Genomic DNA, 18,371 nt, shown 5'->3' with positions numbered 1-18,371 from the left:
GGGGGCGACGCCTCGGAGCCGCTGTGATCCTTCCCCGCCCCCGCACCGACCTCCCCGAGCTGGGCGAGGTCGCCCAGGCCCTGACACGCCTGGGCGAGAGGCTGGAGGCCAGCCCCGCCGACTCGCTGGTCGACGCGGTCGTCCGGTGCGCGGTGGAGTGGGTGGACGGCGCACGCTGGGCCAGCGTCACCGTCATGCAGCAGGGCAGCTTCCGGACGCTGGGCCACACCGGCCCCGAGGCCGCCGCCGCCGACGCCCTGCAGTACGACCTGCGATCGGGCCCGTGCGTCGACGCGGTCCTGGACGAGAGCGTCCTCGTCTCGGGCAACCTCGCCCACGACGACCGCTGGCTCGGCTACGGGCCCCGGGTCGTCCGCGAGGTCGGCGTGACCAGCGTCCTGTCCCACCGGCTGCGGCTGATCGGGGACCCGGAGCTGATCGCCTCGCTGAACCTCTACTCGGACGCGCCGGACGCCTTCGACGAGCACGCGGTGTGGGCCGGGACGCTGCTCGCCACGCACGCGGGCCTGGGCATCTCCGTGGCGGTCTCCCACCGGCGGGCCGCCCACCTGGAGACGGCCCTGCGCACCAACCGGGAGATCGGGACGGCGATCGGCATCCTCATGGCCCGGCACCGGGTGACCCGCGAGCAGGCCCAGGAGCTGCTGCGGCTGGCCAGCCAGGACACCAACCGCAAGATGAGCGAGATCGCCGCCGAGGTCGTGCGGACGGGGGAGCTCTCCCTGCCCCGCCGGCCTCCGTCCGGCTCGGCCTGACCGGCGCGCCCGGCCGGCCCGGGGTGCCCCCGGGCTCAGGCGAGTACCGCCTCCGCGGCCCGGCGCCCGGAGGCCAGGGCGCCCTGCGTCGACCCGGTGGTGCGGTGGTCACCGCACACGTAGAGGCCGTCGCCGAGCGCGGCGGGGCGGTCGACGACGCGCCCGGGAGGCTGCTCGGGCAGGGCGTCGCGGATCTCGTGCACGGTGAGCAGCTCCCAGGCGGAGGCGTCCGCCCCCCAGATCCGGCCCAGCTGGCGCCGCACGTCGGCCTCCGCGGGCAGTGCGGCGCCGCGCGGGAGGAGGGCGCTGGCCTGGACGAGGGCCCGGCCGTCCGGGGTGTAGCTGGGGGCCGCGTTGCTCACCACGGCGGTGTCGACGAGGGGCCCGCCGGTGCGCCCGGGCAGGACCAGGCACGCCAGCTCCGAGGGGGCGGACTCCGCGGCGAACCACCACGTGGCCTCGCCCTTCATCGGGGTCGCCGGCAGGTCCAGCAGCCCGGCCGCGGCCGGGGCCTCCGTGGCCACGACCACGGAGGGCGCCCGCCAGGTGCCGTCCCCGGCGCCCACGGACCAGCCGGTGCCGGTGCGCTCCAGGGCCCGGACACGGGTGTCCAGGACGGCGGGCGCGCGCAGCCCGTCGTGGATCCACTCCGGCAGCGCACCCATCCCGCCGGCCGGCAGGCCCGGGGTGCCGAGCAGGAACCAGCCCACCAGCTCCCGCACGAAGGCGGCGGAGGTGCGGCCCTCGTCCTCCAGGATCACCCCGGCCAGGAAGGGCTCGAGCACCAGGTCCCGCAGCGGACCGCGCACCCCGGCGCGGTCCAGGGCCTCGTGCCACGGCCGGTCGTGCTCCTCCTGCCGCCGCGCGCCGGGGTCCAGGCCGGGGGCGAGCCAGGCCAGCAGCGCCGGCAGCCGCCGCAGCTCCACGCAGGGGCTGCGCAGGGTCTCCACCAGGCGGCGGGGGACCCGCCGCGGGTCGGCCAGGACGTCGATCCCGTCCCCGTGGGGGATCCCGGCCGCCGCGTCGAAGGGCTGCAGGCCCAGGGCCGCGACCTCCACGCTGCGCCGCAGCTCGGTGTAGGCGGGGTTGAGCACCTGGAAGCCGCGGTCGCAGCGGAAGCCGTCGACCAGGTCGGTGCGCACGCGGCCCCCGACCCCGTCGGAGGCCTCGAGGACCGCGACGTCCAGGCCGTGCTGCTCGAGCAGGCGGGCGCACTGCAGGCCGGACAGCCCGGCGCCGACGACGATCACGTCATGGTCCACGAGGAGCCTCCTAGGGGGTCGGGACGGCCGTGGCCGAGTGGGCGTGCGCGGCGGGTGCCGCGGGGCGGGCGGGGATCGTGAACAGCGCCGACTCCACGGTCAGCCCGGGGCCGAAGGCCAGGGCGCACACGGTGCGGTCCTCGCCCGGCGGGGCCTCGTCGATCACCTGGCGCAGGACGTGCAGGACGGTCACGCTGCTCATGTTCCCGCGGGTGGCCAGCACGTCCCGGGACTCGCGCAGCGCCTCGGGGGCCAGGTCCAGCGTGTGCTCGAGCTTGTCGAGGATGCCCCGGCCGCCCGGGTGGAGGGCCCAGTCGGTGATGCTGGCGCGGTCCACGGCACCCTCTGGTCCCTCCAGCAGGGCCTCCAGGGCGGCGTGGATGTTGTCCTCCAGCACCTGCGGCACGGCCGCGCCGAGGATCATCTCGAACCCGGAGTCGCCGATGGTCCACGCCATCGCCTGCTCGCCGTCGGGGATGACGAGGGTGCGGAACCGGTCGAGCTGCAGCAGGGGCGCGCACCCGTCCGGGACCCGCGAGCCGATCAGGGCGGCGGCCGCGCCGTCGGCGAAGAGGGCGGCGCCCCGGATGGCGTCCGCGTCCCGGGCCGGGCGCAGGTGCAGCGTGCACAGCTCCACGGCCACGAGCAGCACCACCGCGTCCGGGTCCGCGGTGGCGATGGCCGCCGCCTGCCGCAGCCCGATCAGCCCGCCGTGGCAGCCCATGAAGCCGATGTGCGACCGGCGCGTGGCGGGGTTGAGCCCGAGGTCCCGCACCAGGTGGTAGTCGGGTCCGGGGGCGAAGAAGCCGGTGCAGGAGACGGTGACCACATCGGTGATGGATGTGGGGTCGACCGCGGGGCAGCGGGCGAGCGCGTCCCGGGCGGCCGCGGCGAACAGGCCGGGGGCCTCCTCCATGTAGGTGCGGTTGCGGGCACCGGTGAGCGGTGCCCGGAACCGGCCGTCGCCGGTGATGTAGGGCGAGTCCTCCCGGGCGTCGTGGTCGACCAGCTCGGAGAGCACGGTGTGCCGGCGCGCGACCCCGGAGGCGCCGAACACCGTGCGCAGCAGCCGGGCGTTGAGCCGGTCGGTGCCGGGCTGGGCCTGGTAGAGGTCCTGGGCGTCGGTCTGCTCGAGCACGTGCGGCGGAAGGGCCGTGCCGAGGGACAGGAGTGCGGGCGTCATCCCGTCCAGTATCCGTGCTGACACCGACAGCCGCCACGGAGGACGCGCGGAGCATGCGGGGAGGACGTGCAGGACCCGCCCGGGAGCGGACGGGCGGCCGGGCGGGGCCGCGGTCCGCGGACCCGCCCGGCACGGTCTCAGACGGTGGTCGTCGCGGCGTCGAAGTCCAGCCGCGGCAGCCGGTCGTGGCGCGGGGCGGCGGGGGCGCCGATGTTCACGACCATGAACGAGCGCAGGCCGGTGCCGGCGTGGAACGCCGCGTCCACCCCGGGGGCGTCGAAGCCGCCCATGGGGCCCGCGGCCAGGCCCACGGCCCGCACGGCCAGCACGAAGTACCCGGCCTGCAGGTGGGCGTTGTCCCGCCCCATCCGGGTGCGCAGCTCCTCGTTGCCGGCGAACATCGCCTGGTTGCCGGCGGCGGGCGGGAACAGCGCGGGCAGGTGCTCGTGCCAGTCGGTGTCGTAGCTGAGCACGGCGACCGCGGGGGCGCCGGCCGTCTTGGCCCGGTTGCCCTCGGCCAGGAGGGGGAGCAGGCGCTCCCTGGCCTCCGCGGAGCGGATCCAGGTCACGCGCAGCGGCTGGATGTTCATGGCCGTGGGGCCCATCCTGGCGAGGTCGAAGATCGCGCGCAGCTGCTCGTCGCCGACGGGCTCGTCGAGGAACTCCGAGGCGGTGCGGGCCTGGTGGAAGAGGAGGTCGGCGGAGGGGGCGTCGAGGACGGCCCGGTCCTGGAGGGCGTCGGTGGTCATGGGGGTTCCTTCCCGGTCGGCAGCATTTGCTGTACGTGTCAACAAAATCGGAGGCGGATGCATGCCCGGCGCCGCCGTGCTGTGCGTCACGGCCGGGCCGGTAGGGTGGGCCCATGTCCTCCCCTCCGGCCGCCGCCCGCCGCGCCCTGCTCCTGGGCGGGTCCCTGACCGGGATGGGGGTCCTGCACCTCGCCTGCCCGGCACCCTTCGACGGGCTGATCCCCCGGGTCCTGCCCGGCCCCGCCCGGGCGTGGACCCTGGGCTCCGGCGTGGCGGAGCTGGGGGTCGGTGCGCTGCTGCTGCACCCGCGCACCCGTCGCAGCGGGGGCTGGGCCGCGGCGGCCCTGTTCGTGGGGGTGTGGCCGGGCAACGTCACCATGGCCTGGCGCGCCCGCCGGGACTCGCCGGCGCGGCGGACCGCGGCGATCGCGCGGCTGCCGCTGCAGCTGCCGCTGATCGGCGCGGCGCTGCGCGTGGCCCGGGAGGCCTGAGCGCCGCCACCGCGCCCGGGCCGGCCGCGTTCGCATTCGGTCACACGCGCGCCCCCTCCCTACGCTGAGCACAGCACAGGAGTGGGGGCTCCGTTTCCGCAGGGGGTCGTTCCCGCTCCAGTTCATCGGGGGGTGGAACCGTGTGCTCCGTGCTGCCTCCCGCCCGACCGGCCGGAGGAACTTCCGTGACGCCCACTCGCAGCACCACCGTCTCCCTGGCACTGGCTGCCGCTCTCGCCCTCGTCCCGCTGGGCGCCGCCGGTGCGACCGCGCTCCCGCAGCCCGGTCCGGCGGCCGCGCCCTCCGGCGCCGCGCCGGCGGAGGCGACCGACCGCGTCGTCGTGAAGTTCCGCGACGGGACCGTTCCGGAGGACCTCCGGGACGACGTCTACGCGCAGGCCGCGGCGCGCGCCGGGAGCGGTGGGCTCGCCGAGACCACGACCACCGCGGACGGCGCCCAGGTGCTGCGCACCGGCGGGTTGCTCGCCGGTGCCGAGCTCGAGGCCCTGACCACGGCCCTGGCGCAGGACCCCGCCGTGGAGTACGCGGCGCCGGACTCGCTGGCCGCCACGGCCGCCGTGCCGAACGACCCCTCCTACACCGCCCTGCAGTGGAGCCTGTGGGACGACCCGGCCGGGCTGGGCATGCCCGCCGCGTGGGACCTGGCCACCGGGGCCGGGCAGACCATCGCCGTGGTGGACACCGGCATCACCGCGCACCCGGACCTGGACGCCAACGTCCTGCCCGGCTACGACTTCGTCTCCACGGCCGCGAACGGGCGGGACGGCGACGGATGGGACGCGGACCCGTCCGACGAGGGCGACTACCCGGACGCGGTCCTGTGCCCCGCCAGCCCCATGCCGACGACCTCCACCTGGCACGGCACCCACACGGCCGGCATCGCCGCGGCCGACGCCGGCAACGGGCAGGGCATCGCCGGGGTGGCCCCGGACGCCCGGATCCTCCCCGTGCGCGCCGTGGGCGCCTGCAGCCTGGGCTACATCACCGATGTCGCCGCGGGCATCACGTGGGCCAGCGGCGCCGCGGTGCCGGGCGTGCCCGCCAATCCGAATCCGGCCACGGTCATCAACCTCAGTCTCGGCGTACCGGGGCAGTGCCCGCCGGTCCTGCAGGCGGCCATCGACGAGGCCCTGGGGCGCGGGATCCCCGTGGTCGTGGCCGCCGGGAACCAGGGCGTGGACGCCGCGCAGTCGGCGCCGGCCAACTGCGCCGGGGTCATCTCGGTCGCCGCCACGGACGTCTCCGGCGCGCTGGCGACCTACTCCAACTTCGGCTCGGTGACGCTCGCCGCGCCCGGCGGCGACCCGTACGCGCAGATCGTGTCCACGGGCAACGCCGGGGCCCAGGCGCCGGCCGGACCGGCGTACACCGAGCGCAACGGCACCTCCATGGCCGCGCCGGCCGTCTCCGGCGCGGTGGCGCTGCTCCGCGAGCGGTCCCCGGAGCTCGGCGTGGAGGGGATCCGCGCCGCGCTGACCGGCACGGCGCGGCAGGCCCCGGGCGGCTGCGCCCCCGGCTGCGGCGCCGGCATCGTGGACCCGGTCTCCGCGCTGATCGAGGCGCAGGGCGGTGAGCCCTTCAGCACCGGCGGCGGCATCGGCGCCCTGCACGGGCAGATCGCGGCGACCGCGGGTGAGCCCCGCTCACGGGAGCTGTGCGCGCTCGGCGGGACCCCGTGCTTCCAGGAGTTCGCCAACGGGTGGATCGTCTGGAGCGCCGGCACGGGCGCCCGCTGGACCTCGGCCCTGCCGGCGCAGTGGTGGATGATCGGCGCCGCCGGCTGACCGCCCGCCCGGCGGCGACGTGCACCCCGCGTCGACGTCGCCGCCGTGCTGCACGGGGCCGGGTCCACGTCCCGGGGCGTCCCTCCCCGGCGATCCCTCCGGCCGGGCCGTCCCGGGTCCCCGCGCTCAGGCGTTGAGCCGGTGGATGCGGCCGCTGAGGACGGTCGCGAAGCCGCACCAACCGGCGTAGGGCAGCAGCGCGGCGCCGAGCAGCGGACGCGCCCGCCCCGCGCGGCGGGCCAGATCGGCGGAGCTGGCCGTCAGCGCCGCCGCCACGACCGTGGCCAGGGCGGTGTCCTGCTTGCCGAAGAACACCCAGCTCCACCCCGCGTTGAGGGTGACGTTCACGGTGAGCGCGGTGCGGTAGCCCCGGCGGCGCCGGACCGCGGCCGAGGGCGTGTCCCCGGGGCGGGGCCGGCGGATGACCCCGCCGCGGTCGTGCAGCCCGTGCCGCCCCGGGCACGTCCGCCGCTCCAGCTCGGTCAGCACCGCCGCGGACGTGACCGCCAGGTCGGCGTACAGCGCGGTCCACACCACGGGGAAGACCTCCGGAGGCGGCTGCAGGGCCGGCGTGCGCAGGTCCGCGTACCAGGTGCTGTCCACCCCTCGCGCGGTGGCGGCGGTGCCGGCCGCGGCGGCGGCCGCGGTCTGTGCGGAGGTCTTGAGCAGAGTCGTCCAGAACATGTGCTAGTCCGTTCCCTCGGCGGTCCCGTGCGGTGGGTCCACCCTATGCCGGGCCCAGGCGCCGAGGATCCCGGCCACCAGGGAGCCGGCGTTGCCGGCGGCCAGGTCCCCCATGGTGTCCGTGTAGCCGACCTGCACGCGCGGGTCGACCAGCGCGTAGCCGGCGAACTCCACGTACTCCCAGACCAGGGCGAGCGTGGTGCCGAGGGCGGTGACCAGCAGGACGTGGGTCACGGGCCCGGGCGTGCGCAGCCGGCCCCAGCGCTCGAGGGCGCGGAAGGCGAGCTCGGCCAGCACGGCGGTCGCCGCGAAGTGGACCACCAGGTCCCAGTGCTCCAGCCGCTCGTAGAGCAGGAACACGGAGCTCCACGCGGCGACCAGCAGGACCAGGTCCGTGGCCAGCTCCAGGAGCGCCGGCAGCCGGGCCCGCCAGGTGATCGTGATGGCCAGGCAGACGAGCATCATCACCGCGGCGCCCGCAATGTTGAAGAACACGGCCGTGAGCAGCACGGACAGCGGGCCCGCCCATCGGACCGCGAGCACGGTCCACCTCATGCGCCGCACCTGCCGGCGCGGTGGCCCAGGCGCGCCTGCCAGCGCTCCCACGGGCGCTCCTCGGCCCAGTTCACCCGGATCGTCCGCACGGCCCGCGCCAGCCGGCGGACGGCCGGGCGCCCGGCCCGCAGCGCCCGCGGCGACATCCCCACCGTGAGCCCGGGCCGGTACAGGATGCGGCGCCCCGGGGCCAGCCGGAAGCTGAGGTCGAGGTCGTCGTGCAGCTCCGGGTCGTGGCGGTGGACCCGGTCCCGGACCTCGAGCCACCAGGACCGGCGCATGGCCATGTTGGTGCCGAACAGGGGCGGATGGCCCAGGGCCGAGGCCGTGCTGAGCACGTACAGGCCCATGTACAGCTCCGAGAGCAGCAGGCCCGTCCCGGGAGGCAGGCCCCGGAAACGGCCCGGCCCGGCGACGGCCACCGCGTCGGGGCAGGACTCCAGCGCGGCGAGCAGCCCGGCGATCCACTCCGGGCCCGGCACGGTGTCGGCGTCGCAGCGCACCACCACGTCCCCGTGGGCGGCGTCGTAGCCGGTGGCCGCGGCGGCGGGGATCCCGGGCCGGGGCTCGGGCACCACGCGCGCCCCGGCGGCGCGGGCCACCTCCGGCGTGCTGTCGGCGGAGGCGTTGTCCACGACCACGATCTCGTCCGGGGGGCGGGTCTGGGCGGCGACCAGGCGCAGGCACCGGGCGAGGTGCGCGGCGTCGTCGCGGGCGGGGACGACCACGGAGACGGTGGGGGACCGGGGCCCGGGGGCGGGGGGTGGGGGTGGTCCGGTCCGGTCTCTGCTGTCCGTCATGGATCCATTCTGGCGCAGTGGCCGCCTAGAATCGGCACATGCAGGCCGACGAGGGCACGACGAGCACGCCCGGCGGCGCACCGCCGGAGCCGAGTGCGCACCGGGATCGCAGGGGGTTCGACGTCCTCTTCCTGCTCCAGCACTTCAGCACCGAGGCCGAGCGCTACGCGGACCAGGTCCGGCGCCGCTACGGGCTGGCGCACAAGGACGTCCACGCCCTCAACGAGGTGATGCAGGCCAACCGGGAGGGGCGCCCGGTGCGGGCCGGGGACATCGCCCGCCGCCTCGTGCTCAGCGGGTCGGCGACCACCACGGTCATCAAGCGCCTGGTCTCCGCGGGGCACATAGTGCGCTCGATCGATCCGCGCGACCGCCGGGAGGTGAGCCTGCGGGCCACCGAGCACGCCTACCGGGCCGGCCGCGAGATGTTCGCGCCGATGACCGAGGAGGTCCTGGCCGTGCTGGACGACTGCGGGGACGACGAGATCGAGGTCCTGCGCCGGCGCCTGCCCGAGCTCACGGACGCCGTGCGCCGGGCCGGGCGGCGCGCCGCGGAGGGCGGGCCCACGGCGCCGGCCGCAGCGGCCGCGGCGGCTGGAGCGGCAGCGGGAACGGTCCCGCCGGCACCCGGCCCGTCCGCCGCCACGGGATGACCCGGGCGAACGCTTCGACTTTCGAAGGACTGTGGTGGAATGGGGGAATGGTGACGGTCTTCTCGCGCGAATCGGCATTCTCGAGCGCCCGTCCGGGCACCGGGGCAGGCACCGGCCCGGACGCCGCGGGGGCCTCCGCGGCCCTGGACCGGTTCCTCACCGAGTCCACCGGCCGCGCCGGCGGCGTGGACCCGGGCTTCGCCCAACTGTGGGAGGAGGTCGCCCGCCTGAGCACCGGGGGCAAGCGGATCCGCCCCCGGCTCGTCCGGCTCGCGGCGGACGCCTATCCCCAGCGGGAGCCCGCCCCCGTGGTCGAGGCCGTGGGGGCCGCCTTCGAACTGCTGCACACCGCGCTGATCGTCCACGACGACGTCATCGACCAGGACGAGCAGCGGCGCCACCAGCCCACCATCAACGCCGCCGCGGCCGCCCGGGCCTCGGCCGCCGGCTCCGCCCCGGAGCAGGCCCGGCAGTACGGCGCGAGCGTCGGGGTGATCGCCGGGGACCTCGCCCTGGCCGGGGCGTACCGGCTCGTGGCCCGCTCCGGGCTCTCCCCCGAGCGCCTGCCGCGGCTGCTCGAGCTGCTCGACGAAGCCCTGTTCAGCTCCGCGGCCGGCGAGCTGCTCGACGTCGACCACGCGCTGCCCGGGGCACGCCCGGAACGGGAGCAGATCCTCGCGGCCACGTGCCTGAAGACCGCGGTCTACTCCTTCGAGACGCCGCTGCAGGCCGGGGGCGTGCTCGGCGGCGCCCCGGAGGAGCACGTCGCGGTGCTCGGCCGGCTCGGACGCACCGTGGGCACCGCCTACCAGCTGGTGGACGACCTGCTCGGCGTCTTCGGTGACCCGGAGGCCACGGGCAAGTCCGCGGTCAGCGACCTGCGGGAGGGCAAGCGCACCATGCTCGTGCTGGCCGCCCAGTGCACGTCCGACGGCGAGGAGCTCGACGCGCTCCTGGGCCGGCCGGACCTGGGTGACGAGGAGGCCGCCCGGGCCCGGGAGCTCATCGAGCGGTGCGGAGCCCGGCAGGAGGTCGAGGACATGGTCGCCGGCTGCGCCGCCGAGGCGCGGGCGCTGCTGGAGGCCGCCGGACTGCCCGAGACCCTCGACCAGGAGCTGCGCCGCATCGTGGGCGGGGCCACGGAGCGCATCCGGTGAGCGCGGCACAGCACGCCGGGTCCCCGGCCGAGGCCGCCGCCCGCTACGACGACGCCGCCCGGCAGGCCGCCGCGACCGTCATCCGCCGGTACTCCACCTCGTTCGGCCTGGCCTGCCGGCTCCTGGGCCCGCAGATCCGCCCCCACGTCTACGCCGTCTACGCCCTCGTGCGCATCGCCGACGAGATCGTCGACGGCGCCAGCGCCGGCGCCGGGGTCCCGGCCGAGGGGGCGCGGGAGCTGCTCGACGACCTCGAGGCCGAGACCTACGCCGCGATCGCGCGCGGGTTCAGCAGCAACCTCGTGGTGCACGCCTTCGCCCGCACGGCCCGCGACGCCGGGATCGGCGCCGACCTCGTCCGCCCGTTCTTCGCGTCGATGCGCGCCGACCTCAGCGAGGACCGGCACAGCCCCGGCTCCCTGGACGAGTACGTCTACGGTTCCGCGGAGGTGGTCGGCCTGATGTGCCTGCAGGTCTTCCTCGCCGGCCGGGAGGTGCCCCCGGACGTGCGCGCGCAGCTCGTCGCCGGGGCCCGCCGCCTGGGCGCCGCGTTCCAGAAGGTGAACTTCCTGCGGGACCTCGCCGAGGACTACGGCGAGCTGGGCCGCGTCTACTTCCCCGGCGTGGAGCCCGGCGCGTTCTCCGAGACCGAGAAGGACCGGCTCCTCGACGACATCGACGCCGACCTCGCCGCCGCCCGGGCGGTGATCGACGACCTGCCCGTGTCCTCCCGCGCCGCCGTCCTCGCCGCCCACGACCTGTTCCGGGAGCTGTCCGTGCGCATCCGTGCCACCCCCGCCCGGGAGCTGCTCAGCTCCCGGATCCGCGTCCCCGACCCGCGCAAGGCCGCGCTCGCCGCGTCCGCGGTCGTCCGGGCGAGGACCCGGCGCCGGGCCCCCGCCCCGCGCGGGCGGCGCGCCGTGGTGGTCGGCGCCGGGATCGCCGGGCTCGCCGCGGCGGGCCTGCTCGCCAAGGACGGCTGGGACGTCACCGTCCTCGAGCGCGGGGCGAGCACCGGCGGGCGGGCCGGGCTGCTGGAGCGGGACGGGTTCCGCTTCGACACCGGGCCCTCCTGGTACCTGATGCCCGAGGTCTTCGACCACTTCTTCCGCCTCATGGGCTCCAGCGCGGTGCAGGAGCTCGACCTCGTGCGCCTCGACCCCGCCTACCGGGTCTACGGCGAGCGCTACGAGCAGCCGATCGACATCCGCTCCGACCTCGAGCACACGGTGGCGCTGTTCGAGTCGGTGGAGCCCGGGGCCGGCGCGCGGATCCGCACCTACCTGGCCTCGGCGAAGCGCACCTACGAGCTGGCCGTGGGCCACTTCCTCTACACCTCCTACGCCGCCTTCACCCCGCTGCTCAACCGGGCGGTCCTGCGGGGGCTGCCGGAGCTCGCCCGCCACCTCTCCGGATCCCTGCACGACTTCGCCGCCGCCACCGTCCGGGACACCCGGCTGCGGCAGGTGCTCGGCTACCCGGCCGTGTTCCTGGCCAGCGCGCCCCGGATGACGCCCTCGCTCTACCACCTCATGAGCTGGATGGACCTCGCCGACTCCGTGCAGTACCCGCGGGGCGGGTTCCGCCGCGTCGTCGAGGCCGCCGAACGGCTCGCCGTCGCCCACGGGGCCCGGATCCGGACCGGGGCCGACGTCGTGCGGATCCGCACCTCCGCGGCCGCGGACGGCCCCGTGCGGGCCACCGGCGTGGTGTGGCGGGACGTGGAGGGGGCCGAGCACGAGCTCGCCGCCGACGTCGTCGTCTCCGCCGCTGACCTGCACCACACGGAGACCGCGCTGCTGCCGCCCGAGCTGCAGAGCTACCCGCAGCGGTACTGGGACCGGCGCCAGACCGGCCCGGGGGCGGTGCTCGTGATGCTCGGGGTGCGGGGGGAGCTGCCCCAGCTGCCGCACCACAGCCTGTTCTTCAGCGAGGACTGGGACACCAACTTCCGGGCCATCTTCGAGGAGCCCACGCGGGTGCCGGACCCCGCGTCCGTCTACGTGTGCAAGCCCTCGGCCACCGACCCCTCGACCGCCCCGGAGGGGCACGAGAACCTGTTCGTCCTGATCCCCGTGCCCGCCGACCCGGGGCTCGGCGTCGGCGGCCCCGACGGCACCGGCGCCGCGCGCGTGGAGGAGGTCGCCGACCGGGTGATCGACCAGGTCGCCGCGTGGGCCGGCGTGCCGGACCTGCGCGCGCGGATCGTGGTGCGCCACACGGTGGGCCCCGAGGACTTCCGGCGGGACTTCAACTCCTGGCGGGGCAACGTGCTGGGCCCCGCCCACGTGCTCAAGCAGTCCGCGTTCTTCCGCGGGGCCAACCGCAGCCGCAAGGTGGCCGGGCTGCACTACTGCGGGGCCTCGACCATTCCCGGCATCGGGCTGCCGATGTGCCTGATCAGCGCGGAGATCCTGCTCAAGGACCTGCGCGGGGACACCTCCACCGGACCGCTGGCAGAACCCCTGGTGCCCCGCGGATGAGCTTTGCGTACCTCGGTTTCCTGCTGCTCAGCCTGGCCGGGATGGTGCTCCTCGACGTGCGGGGCAGGCTGTTCCTCGCCCGGGACCTCCGCCGGGGTCTGCTCGTGCTGGCCGCGGGCCTGGTGTTCTTCCTCGCGTGGGACGTGGCCGGGATCGGCCTCGGGATCTTCCTGCACAGCCGGAGCGCCTACGCGACGGGCTGGATGGTGGCCCCGCAGATCCCGGTCGAGGAGGTCGTGTTCCTGCTGTTCCTCTGCTACCTCACCATGAACCTGGTCCGGCTGACGGAGAAGGCGCTGGCGCGCCGCTCCGCCGCGGCCGCGCCGGTCCGCGAGGAGGCGGACGCCCCGTGACCTACGCCCTCGTCATCCCGGTCTTCCTGGCGCTGGCCCTGGTGCCGGCCACCCTGCTGGTCCGCCGGCCCTCCCCGGCGCCGGCCCCGCGCCGGGCCCTGGCCGTGCTCGGGATCTCCTTCGGGGTCCTGGCGCTGCTGACGGTCGTGTTCGACAACCTCATGATCGCCGCCGGGTTCTTCGACTACGGGGCCGGGCACATCACGGAGCTGCGGATCGGCCTGGTGCCGGTGGAGGACTTCGCGTACCCGCTGGCCGCGCTGCTGCTGCTGCCCTCGCTGTGGTGGGGGCTGGCCGAGCGCGGTCGGCTGACGGCCACCGTGCGCACCCTGGTGGCCACGTCCCGCCCGGTCTCGTGGGTCAACACCGCCTTCCCGTTCGCGGCGGCCTACGTCCTGACCACCGGCCGGGTGGACCTGCCCCTGGTGGCCGGGACCCTGTTCTTCCTGTTCCCCTACAACCTGCTGATGTACGGGATCAACGACGTCTTCGACTACGAGTCCGACCTCCGCAACCCCCGCAAGGGCGGCGTCGAGGGCGCGCTCGTGGACCGCTCCGAGCACCGGATGGTCCTGGTGGGCTCGGTGCTGGCCGCCCTGCCCTTCCTGGCCTACCTGCTCCCCGCCGGCGGGGCCGCGGCGGCCGGGGTGCTCGGGGCGAGTCTCTTCGCGGTCGTGGCCTACAGCCTCAGGGGGCTGCGCTTCAAGGAGGTCCCGTTCCTGGACTCGGCGACCTCCGCCGCCCACTTCGTCTCCCCGGCCGTCTACGGTCTGGTGCTCGCCGGGGCGGACCCGTCGGTGGGCGTGGTGGCCCTGTGCGCGGGGTTCTTCCTGTGGTCGATGGCCTCCCAGGCCTTCGGGGCCGTGCAGGACGTCCGGGCGGACCGGGAGGGCGGGCTGCGCTCGATCGCCACGGTCCTGGGCGCCCGCCCCACCGTGTGGGCCGCCCTGGTGCTCTACCTGGCCGCCGGGCTGCTCCTGCTCCTCGTGCCCTGGCCCGGGCCGCTGGCGTCGCTGCTGGTGCTGCCCTACCTGGCGAACCTCGTGCCGTTCCTGACCATCACGGACGCCGGCTGCGCGCGGGCCAACCGCGGCTGGCGGCGCTTCCTGTGGCTGAACTACCTCACCGGGTTCCTGGTGACGCTGCTGCTGCTGTGGTCCTGGGAGCTCGCGCACTGAGCCGTGGGCATCCGCGCCGCTGGGCGAGGGCACAAAAATACTAACCAGTAGTCGTCGGAAAGCATCGCTTTTGCCGATGGGACCGGCGGCCGATACTGGATACACCAGCCCGCCGGCCGTGAGGCAGGACACAGGCGTCCCGTCCTGCCCGCGACCGCCGTCGCCGGTGCGCCCCTGCACGACCACCGCTCCGCGGCCCATCCTCGAGGACCTGCACCCATGACCGTCGAACTCCTGCCGAACCTCGTCCCGGCCCCGCCCCGTCCCCGCCTCCGCGGGACCGCCGCCCTGTCCTGGGACGCCGTCGTGCTGCGCTGCGCCTGCGGCGCGGCCGAGCCCGACTGCCTGTACTGCTCCGGCCCCGAGAGCGACTGACGGCCGGGGCGGTCCCGGACCGCTGAGCCTGCCGGGCCGGGCCCGAGGGCCCGGCCCGGTTGCTGCTACAGGTCCGCGAGCACCGACATCGGGTTCTCGACCGCGTCGGCCACCATGCGCAGGAAGCCGCCGGCCGCCCCGCCGTCGCACACGCGGTGGTCGAAGGCCAGGGAGAGCTGGGTGACCTTGCGGACGGCCAGCTGCCCGTCGACCACCCACGGCCGGTCGATGATCCGGCCGACCCCGAGGATCGCCACCTCCGGGTGGTTGATGATCGCCGCGGCCCCGTCCGTGCCGAACACCCCGTAGTTGTTGAGGGTGAACGTGGACCCGGACAGCTCCGCCGGGGAGGCCTTGCCGGAGCGGGCCAGCTCGGTGAGCCGGCGCAGCTCGGCGTCGAGACCACGGGCGCTCAGGGCGTGGGCGCCGCGGATGTTGGGCACCACGAGCCCGCGGTCGGTCTGCGCCGCGAAGCCCAGGTTCACGCCCTCGAAGCGCACGATCTCCTGGCTGCCGTCCTCGCGGGTCTCGATGCGGGTGGCGAGCTCGGGATACCGGGCCAGGCCGGCGAGCACGAAGCGGGCGATCAGGGCCATGAGCCCCGGCGCGGTGGCGGGGTCCTGCGCCTTGAGCGCCGCGCGCAGCTCCACCAGCCTCGTGGCGTCCACGTCCACCCAGACGGTGGCCTCGGGGATCTCGGTGCGCGACCGGCTCATCGCCTGCGCGATGACCTTCCGCACCCCCGAGACCGGGACGCGCCCGGCCACGCCCAGGCCGGTGCGCGGGTCCGTCCCGGACGGCGCCCCGTCGGCCGGCTCCGCCGCGAGGGGCTGCGGCGGGGCGGCTTCCGGAGGGGCGGGCGCCGTCGGGGCGGCGGCCGTCTCCGGGGCGGCGGTGGCGGCCACGACGTCCCGGCGGAGGATCAGCCCGCCGGGCCCGGAGCCGCGCACGGTGGAGATGTCGATCCCGCGGTCCTTCGCGAGCTTGCGCACGATCGGGGAGATGACAGTGGGGGCCAGCCGCGGGGCCGAGGCCATCGCGTCGTGGGCGGCCCCGGACGCCGCGGCCTGCCCGGCGGTCTGCTCGGCGAGCTGCTGGGAGGCCCGGTCGCCGAGCCGGTCGGCGAGCGGGCCGGAGGCCCCGGCGGGAGCCGCGGCGCGCTTGGGCCGGCGCCGGCGCCCGGCCGATCCCGCGGCCGGGGTGCCGTAGCCGATGAGCACGCTGCCGGAGCCCTCGGCGTCGTCGGAGGCCCCGGAGGCCACGGTGCCCGCCTCGGCCGCGGAGCGAGGGTCCGCCCCGGCGCGCTCCTCCTCGCGGTAGGACTGCCCGCCACGGGGTCCGCCGCCCTGCGGGGCGGGGGTCCCGGCGGTGTCCCCGGTGTTCACGGAGATCAGCGGCGCGCCCACGTCGAGGGTCTGCCCGGAGGCGCCGTGCAGCTCCTGCACGGTCCCGGCGAAGGGGCAGGGCACCTCCACCGCGGACTTGGCGGTCTCCACCTCGGCGATGGGCTGGTCCACGGCCACGGTGTCGCCCACCTGGACCAGCCAGCTCACGAGCTCGGCCTCGGTGAGTCCCTCGCCGAGATCCGGCAGGGTGAACGTCTTCACGGTCATGGTCAGTCCTCCCACTGCAGGTCGTCCACGGCGTCGAGGATGCGGTCGACGCTGGGCAGGTAGTACTCCTCGAGCTTGGGCGAGGGGTACGGGATGTCGAAGCCGGTCACGCGCCGCACCGGCGCGGCCAGCGAGTGGAAGCAGCGCTCCTGCACCCGGGCCACGATCTCGGCGGCCACGGAGGCGAAGCCGGGGGCCTCGGCCACCACGACCACGCGCCCGGTGCGGCGCACCGACGCGGCGACGGTCTCGTCGTCGAACGGGACGATGCTGCGCAGGTCCACGACCTCGAGGGAGCGGCCCTCGGCCTCGGCGGCCGCGGCGGCCGCCAGGGCGGTGGGCACGGACGGCCCGTAGGTGAGGATCGTGGCGTCCTGCCCGGTGCGGGCGACGACGGCGCGGCCCTCCCGGCGCTCCGGGGCCCGGTTCTCGTAGCGGTCCCTCAGCTCGGCCAGGTCCACCGGCGCCTTGGACCAGTAGAGCTTCTTGGGCTCGAAGAACACCACGGGGTCGTCGGAGTCGATCGCCTCGCGGAGCATGAGGTAGGCGTCCTCGACGGTGGCCGGGGTGAAGACCTTCAGCCCCGGGGTGTGGGCGTAGTAGGCCTCGGAGGAGTCGCAGTGGTGCTCCACGCCGCCGATGCCGCCGGCGTAGGGGATGCGGATGACGATCGGCAGGGTCACGGCGCCGCGGGTGCGGTTGTGCATCTTCGCGATGTGCGAGGCGACCTGCTCGAACGCCGGATAGGCGAAGGCGTCGAACTGCATCTCGATCACCGGGCGCATCCGGTTCATCGCCATGCCCACGGCCATCCCGGCGATCCCGGACTCGGCCAGCGGGGTGTCGAAGCAGCGGGTGCGGCCGAAGCGCTGCGTCAGCCCGTCGGTGATCCGGAAGACCCCGCCGAGGGTCCCGACGTCCTCCCCGAAGACGACGACGGCGTCGTCGGCGGCCAGGGCGTCGGCCAGGGCGGTGTTGAGCGCCTGGGCGAAGGTGGCCGGCTTGACGGCCGGGGTCCGCCCGGACGGGGCGGGGGCCTGGAGGGTGCTCACTGTGCGGTCTCCTCTCGGGCGAGCTCGGCGGCGAGGAACTGCTCCTGCTCGTCGAGCTGCGGGGTCTGCTCGGTGTAGACGTGGCGGAAGAGCTCGCGCGGGTCGACCTGCACGTCGGCGTTCATGCCGTCGCGCAGCGCCGCGGCGACGTCCTCGGCGGCGGCGGCGATGCGCTGCTCGGCCGCGTCGTCGAGCAGTCCCTCCCCGGCCAGGTAGGCGCGCATCCGGGTCACGGGGTCCTTGGCGATCCACTCCTGCACCTCCGCGTCGTCGCGGTAGCGGGTCGCGTCGTCGGCGTTGGTGTGCGCCTGCATGCGGTAGGTGTGGGCCTCCACGAGGAGGGGCTCGGACTCCGAGCGCGCCAGGTCCACGGCGCGGCCCAGCGTGGCGAGCAGGGCCACCAGGTCGTTGCCGTCCACCCGCTCCCCGGCCATGCCGTAGCCGACCGCCTTGTGGGCGAGGCTCGGGGCGGCCGACTGCTGGGACAGGGGCACGGAGATCGCGTAGCCGTTGTTCTGCACGAAGAACACGACCGGCAGCTTGAACACGGCGGCGAAGTTGAGGGCCTCGTGGAAGTCGCCCTCGCTCGTGGCGCCGTCGCCGCACATGGCCAGGACCACGGTGTCCTCACCGCGCAGCTTCGCGGCGTGGGCCACGCCCACCGCGTGCAGCAGCTGGGTGGTCAGCGGGGTCGACTGGATGCCGACGTGGTGCTCGTGGGGGTCGTAGCCGCCGTGCCACTCGCCGCGGAAGATCGACATCACGTCCATGGGCCGCACGCCCTTGGTCATCACGGCCACGGTGTCCCGGTAGGTGGGGAACAGCCAGTCGCCCTCCCGCAGGCACAGGGCCGCCGCCACCTGGCAGGCCTCCTGCCCGTGGCTGGAGGGATAGACGGCCATCCGGCCCTGGCGCACCAGCGCGGAGTTCTGGTCGTTGACCCGGCGGCCGACCACCAGCTTCTCGTAGGCGCCCAGCAGCACGTCCCCCGCGGGCAGCGGGTACTCGTGGCCGGGCTCGGTGCCCTGCTCCTCGGCCGGCAGCAGCCGGCCGGTGGGGTCCACCATCCGGATCTCGCCGCGCGCCGGGAGCATGTACTGCTCCGGCGTGATGCCGAAGGTCTGGGAGGCCCGGAGGATCGGGTCCTCGGGGGTCTCGACGGTCTGGCTCATGGTGTCCCCTCGGTCGGTCCCCGGTCCTGG

At 75.7% G+C, this 18,371-nt stretch carries 18 protein-coding genes; 9 read left to right on the top strand and 9 right to left on the bottom strand.

Going from position 1 to position 18,371, the window contains the following annotated elements; translation table 11 throughout:
- Window positions 1-23: 23 nt before the first annotated feature.
- Window positions 24-776 carry a GAF and ANTAR domain-containing protein gene (locus PU704_RS13200; RefSeq protein WP_277551673.1) on the top strand — a complete coding sequence of 251 codons (753 nt, stop codon included), beginning with the start codon at window positions 24-26 and terminating at the stop codon, window positions 774-776.
- A 35-nt stretch (window positions 777-811) separates the two neighbouring features.
- Here PU704_RS13200 and PU704_RS13195 read toward each other — a convergent pair whose 3' ends face one another.
- From PU704_RS13195 to PU704_RS13185, 3 genes are all read right to left on the bottom strand, one after another.
- Window positions 812-2,038 (bottom strand): NAD(P)/FAD-dependent oxidoreductase, encoded by a 1,227-nt coding sequence (locus PU704_RS13195; protein ID WP_277551672.1) that lies wholly within the window; start codon window positions 2,036-2,038, stop codon window positions 812-814.
- Window positions 2,039-2,048: 10 nt separating this feature from the next.
- Window positions 2,049-3,221 carry a type III polyketide synthase gene (locus tag PU704_RS13190; RefSeq protein ID WP_277551670.1) on the bottom strand — a complete coding sequence of 391 codons (1,173 nt, stop codon included), beginning with the start codon at window positions 3,219-3,221 and terminating at the stop codon, window positions 2,049-2,051.
- 137 nt (window positions 3,222-3,358) lie between these two features.
- Complete coding sequence (locus tag PU704_RS13185) at window positions 3,359-3,970, bottom strand: malonic semialdehyde reductase (protein WP_075872226.1); 612 nt, start codon at window positions 3,968-3,970, stop codon at window positions 3,359-3,361.
- 113 nt (window positions 3,971-4,083) lie between these two features.
- Between PU704_RS13185 and PU704_RS13180 the strand changes: the two genes are divergently transcribed.
- Together PU704_RS13180 and PU704_RS13175 are read left to right on the top strand one after the other, a co-directional pair.
- A complete protein-coding gene (locus PU704_RS13180) occupies window positions 4,084-4,461 on the top strand; it encodes a DoxX family protein (protein ID WP_277551668.1) in 378 nt (125 codons plus the stop codon).
- A 185-nt stretch (window positions 4,462-4,646) separates the two neighbouring features.
- Window positions 4,647-6,266, top strand: a complete 1,620-nt coding sequence (locus PU704_RS13175; RefSeq protein WP_277551667.1) for a S8 family serine peptidase — start codon at window positions 4,647-4,649, stop codon at window positions 6,264-6,266.
- Between the two features lie 126 nt (window positions 6,267-6,392).
- On the opposite strand, the gene PU704_RS13170 is transcribed toward PU704_RS13175, so the two are convergent.
- The 3 genes from PU704_RS13170 to PU704_RS13160 are packed head-to-tail and all read right to left on the bottom strand — an operon-like array spanning window position 6,393 to window position 8,305.
- The gene (locus PU704_RS13170; RefSeq protein ID WP_277551666.1) at window positions 6,393-6,950 is read right to left on the bottom strand and encodes a TspO/MBR family protein; all 558 of its coding nucleotides are present in this window, start codon (window positions 6,948-6,950) and stop codon (window positions 6,393-6,395) included.
- Window positions 6,951-6,953: 3 nt separating this feature from the next.
- Window positions 6,954-7,505 carry a DUF2238 domain-containing protein gene (locus tag PU704_RS13165; protein WP_053004965.1) on the bottom strand — a complete coding sequence of 184 codons (552 nt, stop codon included), beginning with the start codon at window positions 7,503-7,505 and terminating at the stop codon, window positions 6,954-6,956.
- Window positions 7,502-8,305 (bottom strand): glycosyltransferase family A protein, encoded by an 804-nt coding sequence (locus PU704_RS13160; RefSeq protein ID WP_277551665.1) that lies wholly within the window; start codon window positions 8,303-8,305, stop codon window positions 7,502-7,504. Before PU704_RS13160 ends, PU704_RS13165 begins: the two co-directional genes overlap by 4 nt.
- A gap of 38 nt (window positions 8,306-8,343) precedes the next feature.
- Between PU704_RS13160 and PU704_RS13155 the strand changes: the two genes are divergently transcribed.
- From PU704_RS13155 to PU704_RS13130, 6 genes are all read left to right on the top strand, one after another.
- Entirely contained in the window at window positions 8,344-8,958 is a 615-nt protein-coding gene (locus tag PU704_RS13155) for a MarR family winged helix-turn-helix transcriptional regulator (protein ID WP_053004964.1), read from the top strand.
- Window positions 8,959-9,005: 47 nt separating this feature from the next.
- Window positions 9,006-10,115 carry a polyprenyl synthetase family protein gene (locus PU704_RS13150; RefSeq protein ID WP_277551664.1) on the top strand — a complete coding sequence of 370 codons (1,110 nt, stop codon included), beginning with the start codon at window positions 9,006-9,008 and terminating at the stop codon, window positions 10,113-10,115.
- A complete protein-coding gene (crtI, locus tag PU704_RS13145) occupies window positions 10,112-12,598 on the top strand; it encodes a phytoene desaturase family protein (RefSeq protein ID WP_277551663.1) in 2,487 nt (828 codons plus the stop codon). Before PU704_RS13150 ends, crtI begins: the two co-directional genes overlap by 4 nt.
- A complete protein-coding gene (locus tag PU704_RS13140) occupies window positions 12,595-12,951 on the top strand; it encodes a lycopene cyclase domain-containing protein (protein ID WP_047803940.1) in 357 nt (118 codons plus the stop codon). The genes crtI and PU704_RS13140 overlap by 4 nt, the downstream gene beginning before the upstream one ends.
- Complete coding sequence (locus tag PU704_RS13135; protein ID WP_277551662.1) at window positions 12,948-14,129, top strand: prenyltransferase; 1,182 nt, start codon at window positions 12,948-12,950, stop codon at window positions 14,127-14,129. The genes PU704_RS13140 and PU704_RS13135 overlap by 4 nt, the downstream gene beginning before the upstream one ends.
- Before the next feature lie 219 nt (window positions 14,130-14,348).
- Window positions 14,349-14,504, top strand: coding sequence for a hypothetical protein (locus PU704_RS13130; protein ID WP_277551661.1), 156 nt, complete (start codon window positions 14,349-14,351; stop codon window positions 14,502-14,504).
- Between the two features lie 65 nt (window positions 14,505-14,569).
- Here the strand turns inward: PU704_RS13130 and PU704_RS13125 are convergent, their stop codons facing one another.
- The 3 genes from PU704_RS13125 to PU704_RS13115 are packed head-to-tail and all read right to left on the bottom strand — an operon-like array spanning window position 14,570 to window position 18,341.
- On the bottom strand, window positions 14,570-16,117 hold the full coding sequence (locus PU704_RS13125; protein ID WP_047803938.1) for a dihydrolipoamide acetyltransferase family protein: 1,548 nt from the start codon (window positions 16,115-16,117) through the stop codon (window positions 14,570-14,572).
- Window positions 16,118-16,119: 2 nt separating this feature from the next.
- Window positions 16,120-17,169 carry an alpha-ketoacid dehydrogenase subunit beta gene (locus PU704_RS13120; protein WP_047803937.1) on the bottom strand — a complete coding sequence of 350 codons (1,050 nt, stop codon included), beginning with the start codon at window positions 17,167-17,169 and terminating at the stop codon, window positions 16,120-16,122.
- Window positions 17,166-18,341, bottom strand: a complete 1,176-nt coding sequence (locus tag PU704_RS13115; RefSeq protein ID WP_047803936.1) for a thiamine pyrophosphate-dependent enzyme — start codon at window positions 18,339-18,341, stop codon at window positions 17,166-17,168. Before PU704_RS13115 ends, PU704_RS13120 begins: the two co-directional genes overlap by 4 nt.
- Between the last annotated feature and the right edge of the window lie 30 nt (window positions 18,342-18,371).

Source organism: Kocuria oceani (genome assembly GCF_029524215.1).
In the GTDB taxonomy this organism is placed as follows: domain Bacteria; phylum Actinomycetota; class Actinomycetes; order Actinomycetales; family Micrococcaceae; genus Kocuria; species Kocuria oceani.
The sequence above is the reverse complement of the archived record's forward strand: the minus strand, read 5'-3'. Positions and strand labels throughout refer to the sequence as shown.

Coding starts and splice junctions, on each gene's coding strand:
- PU704_RS13190 (WP_277551670.1), bottom strand. CDS start 3,221: ATGACGCCCGCACTCCTGTCCCTCGGCACGGCCCTTCCGCCGCACGTG.
- PU704_RS13185 (WP_075872226.1), bottom strand. CDS start 3,970: ATGACCACCGACGCCCTCCAGGACCGGGCCGTCCTCGACGCCCCCTCC.
- PU704_RS13180 (WP_277551668.1), top strand. CDS start 4,084: ATGTCCTCCCCTCCGGCCGCCGCCCGCCGCGCCCTGCTCCTGGGCGGG.
- PU704_RS13170 (WP_277551666.1), bottom strand. CDS start 6,950: ATGTTCTGGACGACTCTGCTCAAGACCTCCGCACAGACCGCGGCCGCC.
- PU704_RS13165 (WP_053004965.1), bottom strand. CDS start 7,505: ATGAGGTGGACCGTGCTCGCGGTCCGATGGGCGGGCCCGCTGTCCGTG.
- PU704_RS13160 (WP_277551665.1), bottom strand. CDS start 8,305: ATGACGGACAGCAGAGACCGGACCGGACCACCCCCACCCCCCGCCCCC.
- PU704_RS13155 (WP_053004964.1), top strand. CDS start 8,344: ATGCAGGCCGACGAGGGCACGACGAGCACGCCCGGCGGCGCACCGCCG.
- PU704_RS13150 (WP_277551664.1), top strand. CDS start 9,006: ATGGTGACGGTCTTCTCGCGCGAATCGGCATTCTCGAGCGCCCGTCCG.
- PU704_RS13140 (WP_047803940.1), top strand. CDS start 12,595: ATGAGCTTTGCGTACCTCGGTTTCCTGCTGCTCAGCCTGGCCGGGATG.
- PU704_RS13130 (WP_277551661.1), top strand. CDS start 14,349: ATGACCGTCGAACTCCTGCCGAACCTCGTCCCGGCCCCGCCCCGTCCC.
- PU704_RS13125 (WP_047803938.1), bottom strand. CDS start 16,117: ATGACCGTGAAGACGTTCACCCTGCCGGATCTCGGCGAGGGACTCACC.
- PU704_RS13115 (WP_047803936.1), bottom strand. CDS start 18,341: ATGAGCCAGACCGTCGAGACCCCCGAGGACCCGATCCTCCGGGCCTCC.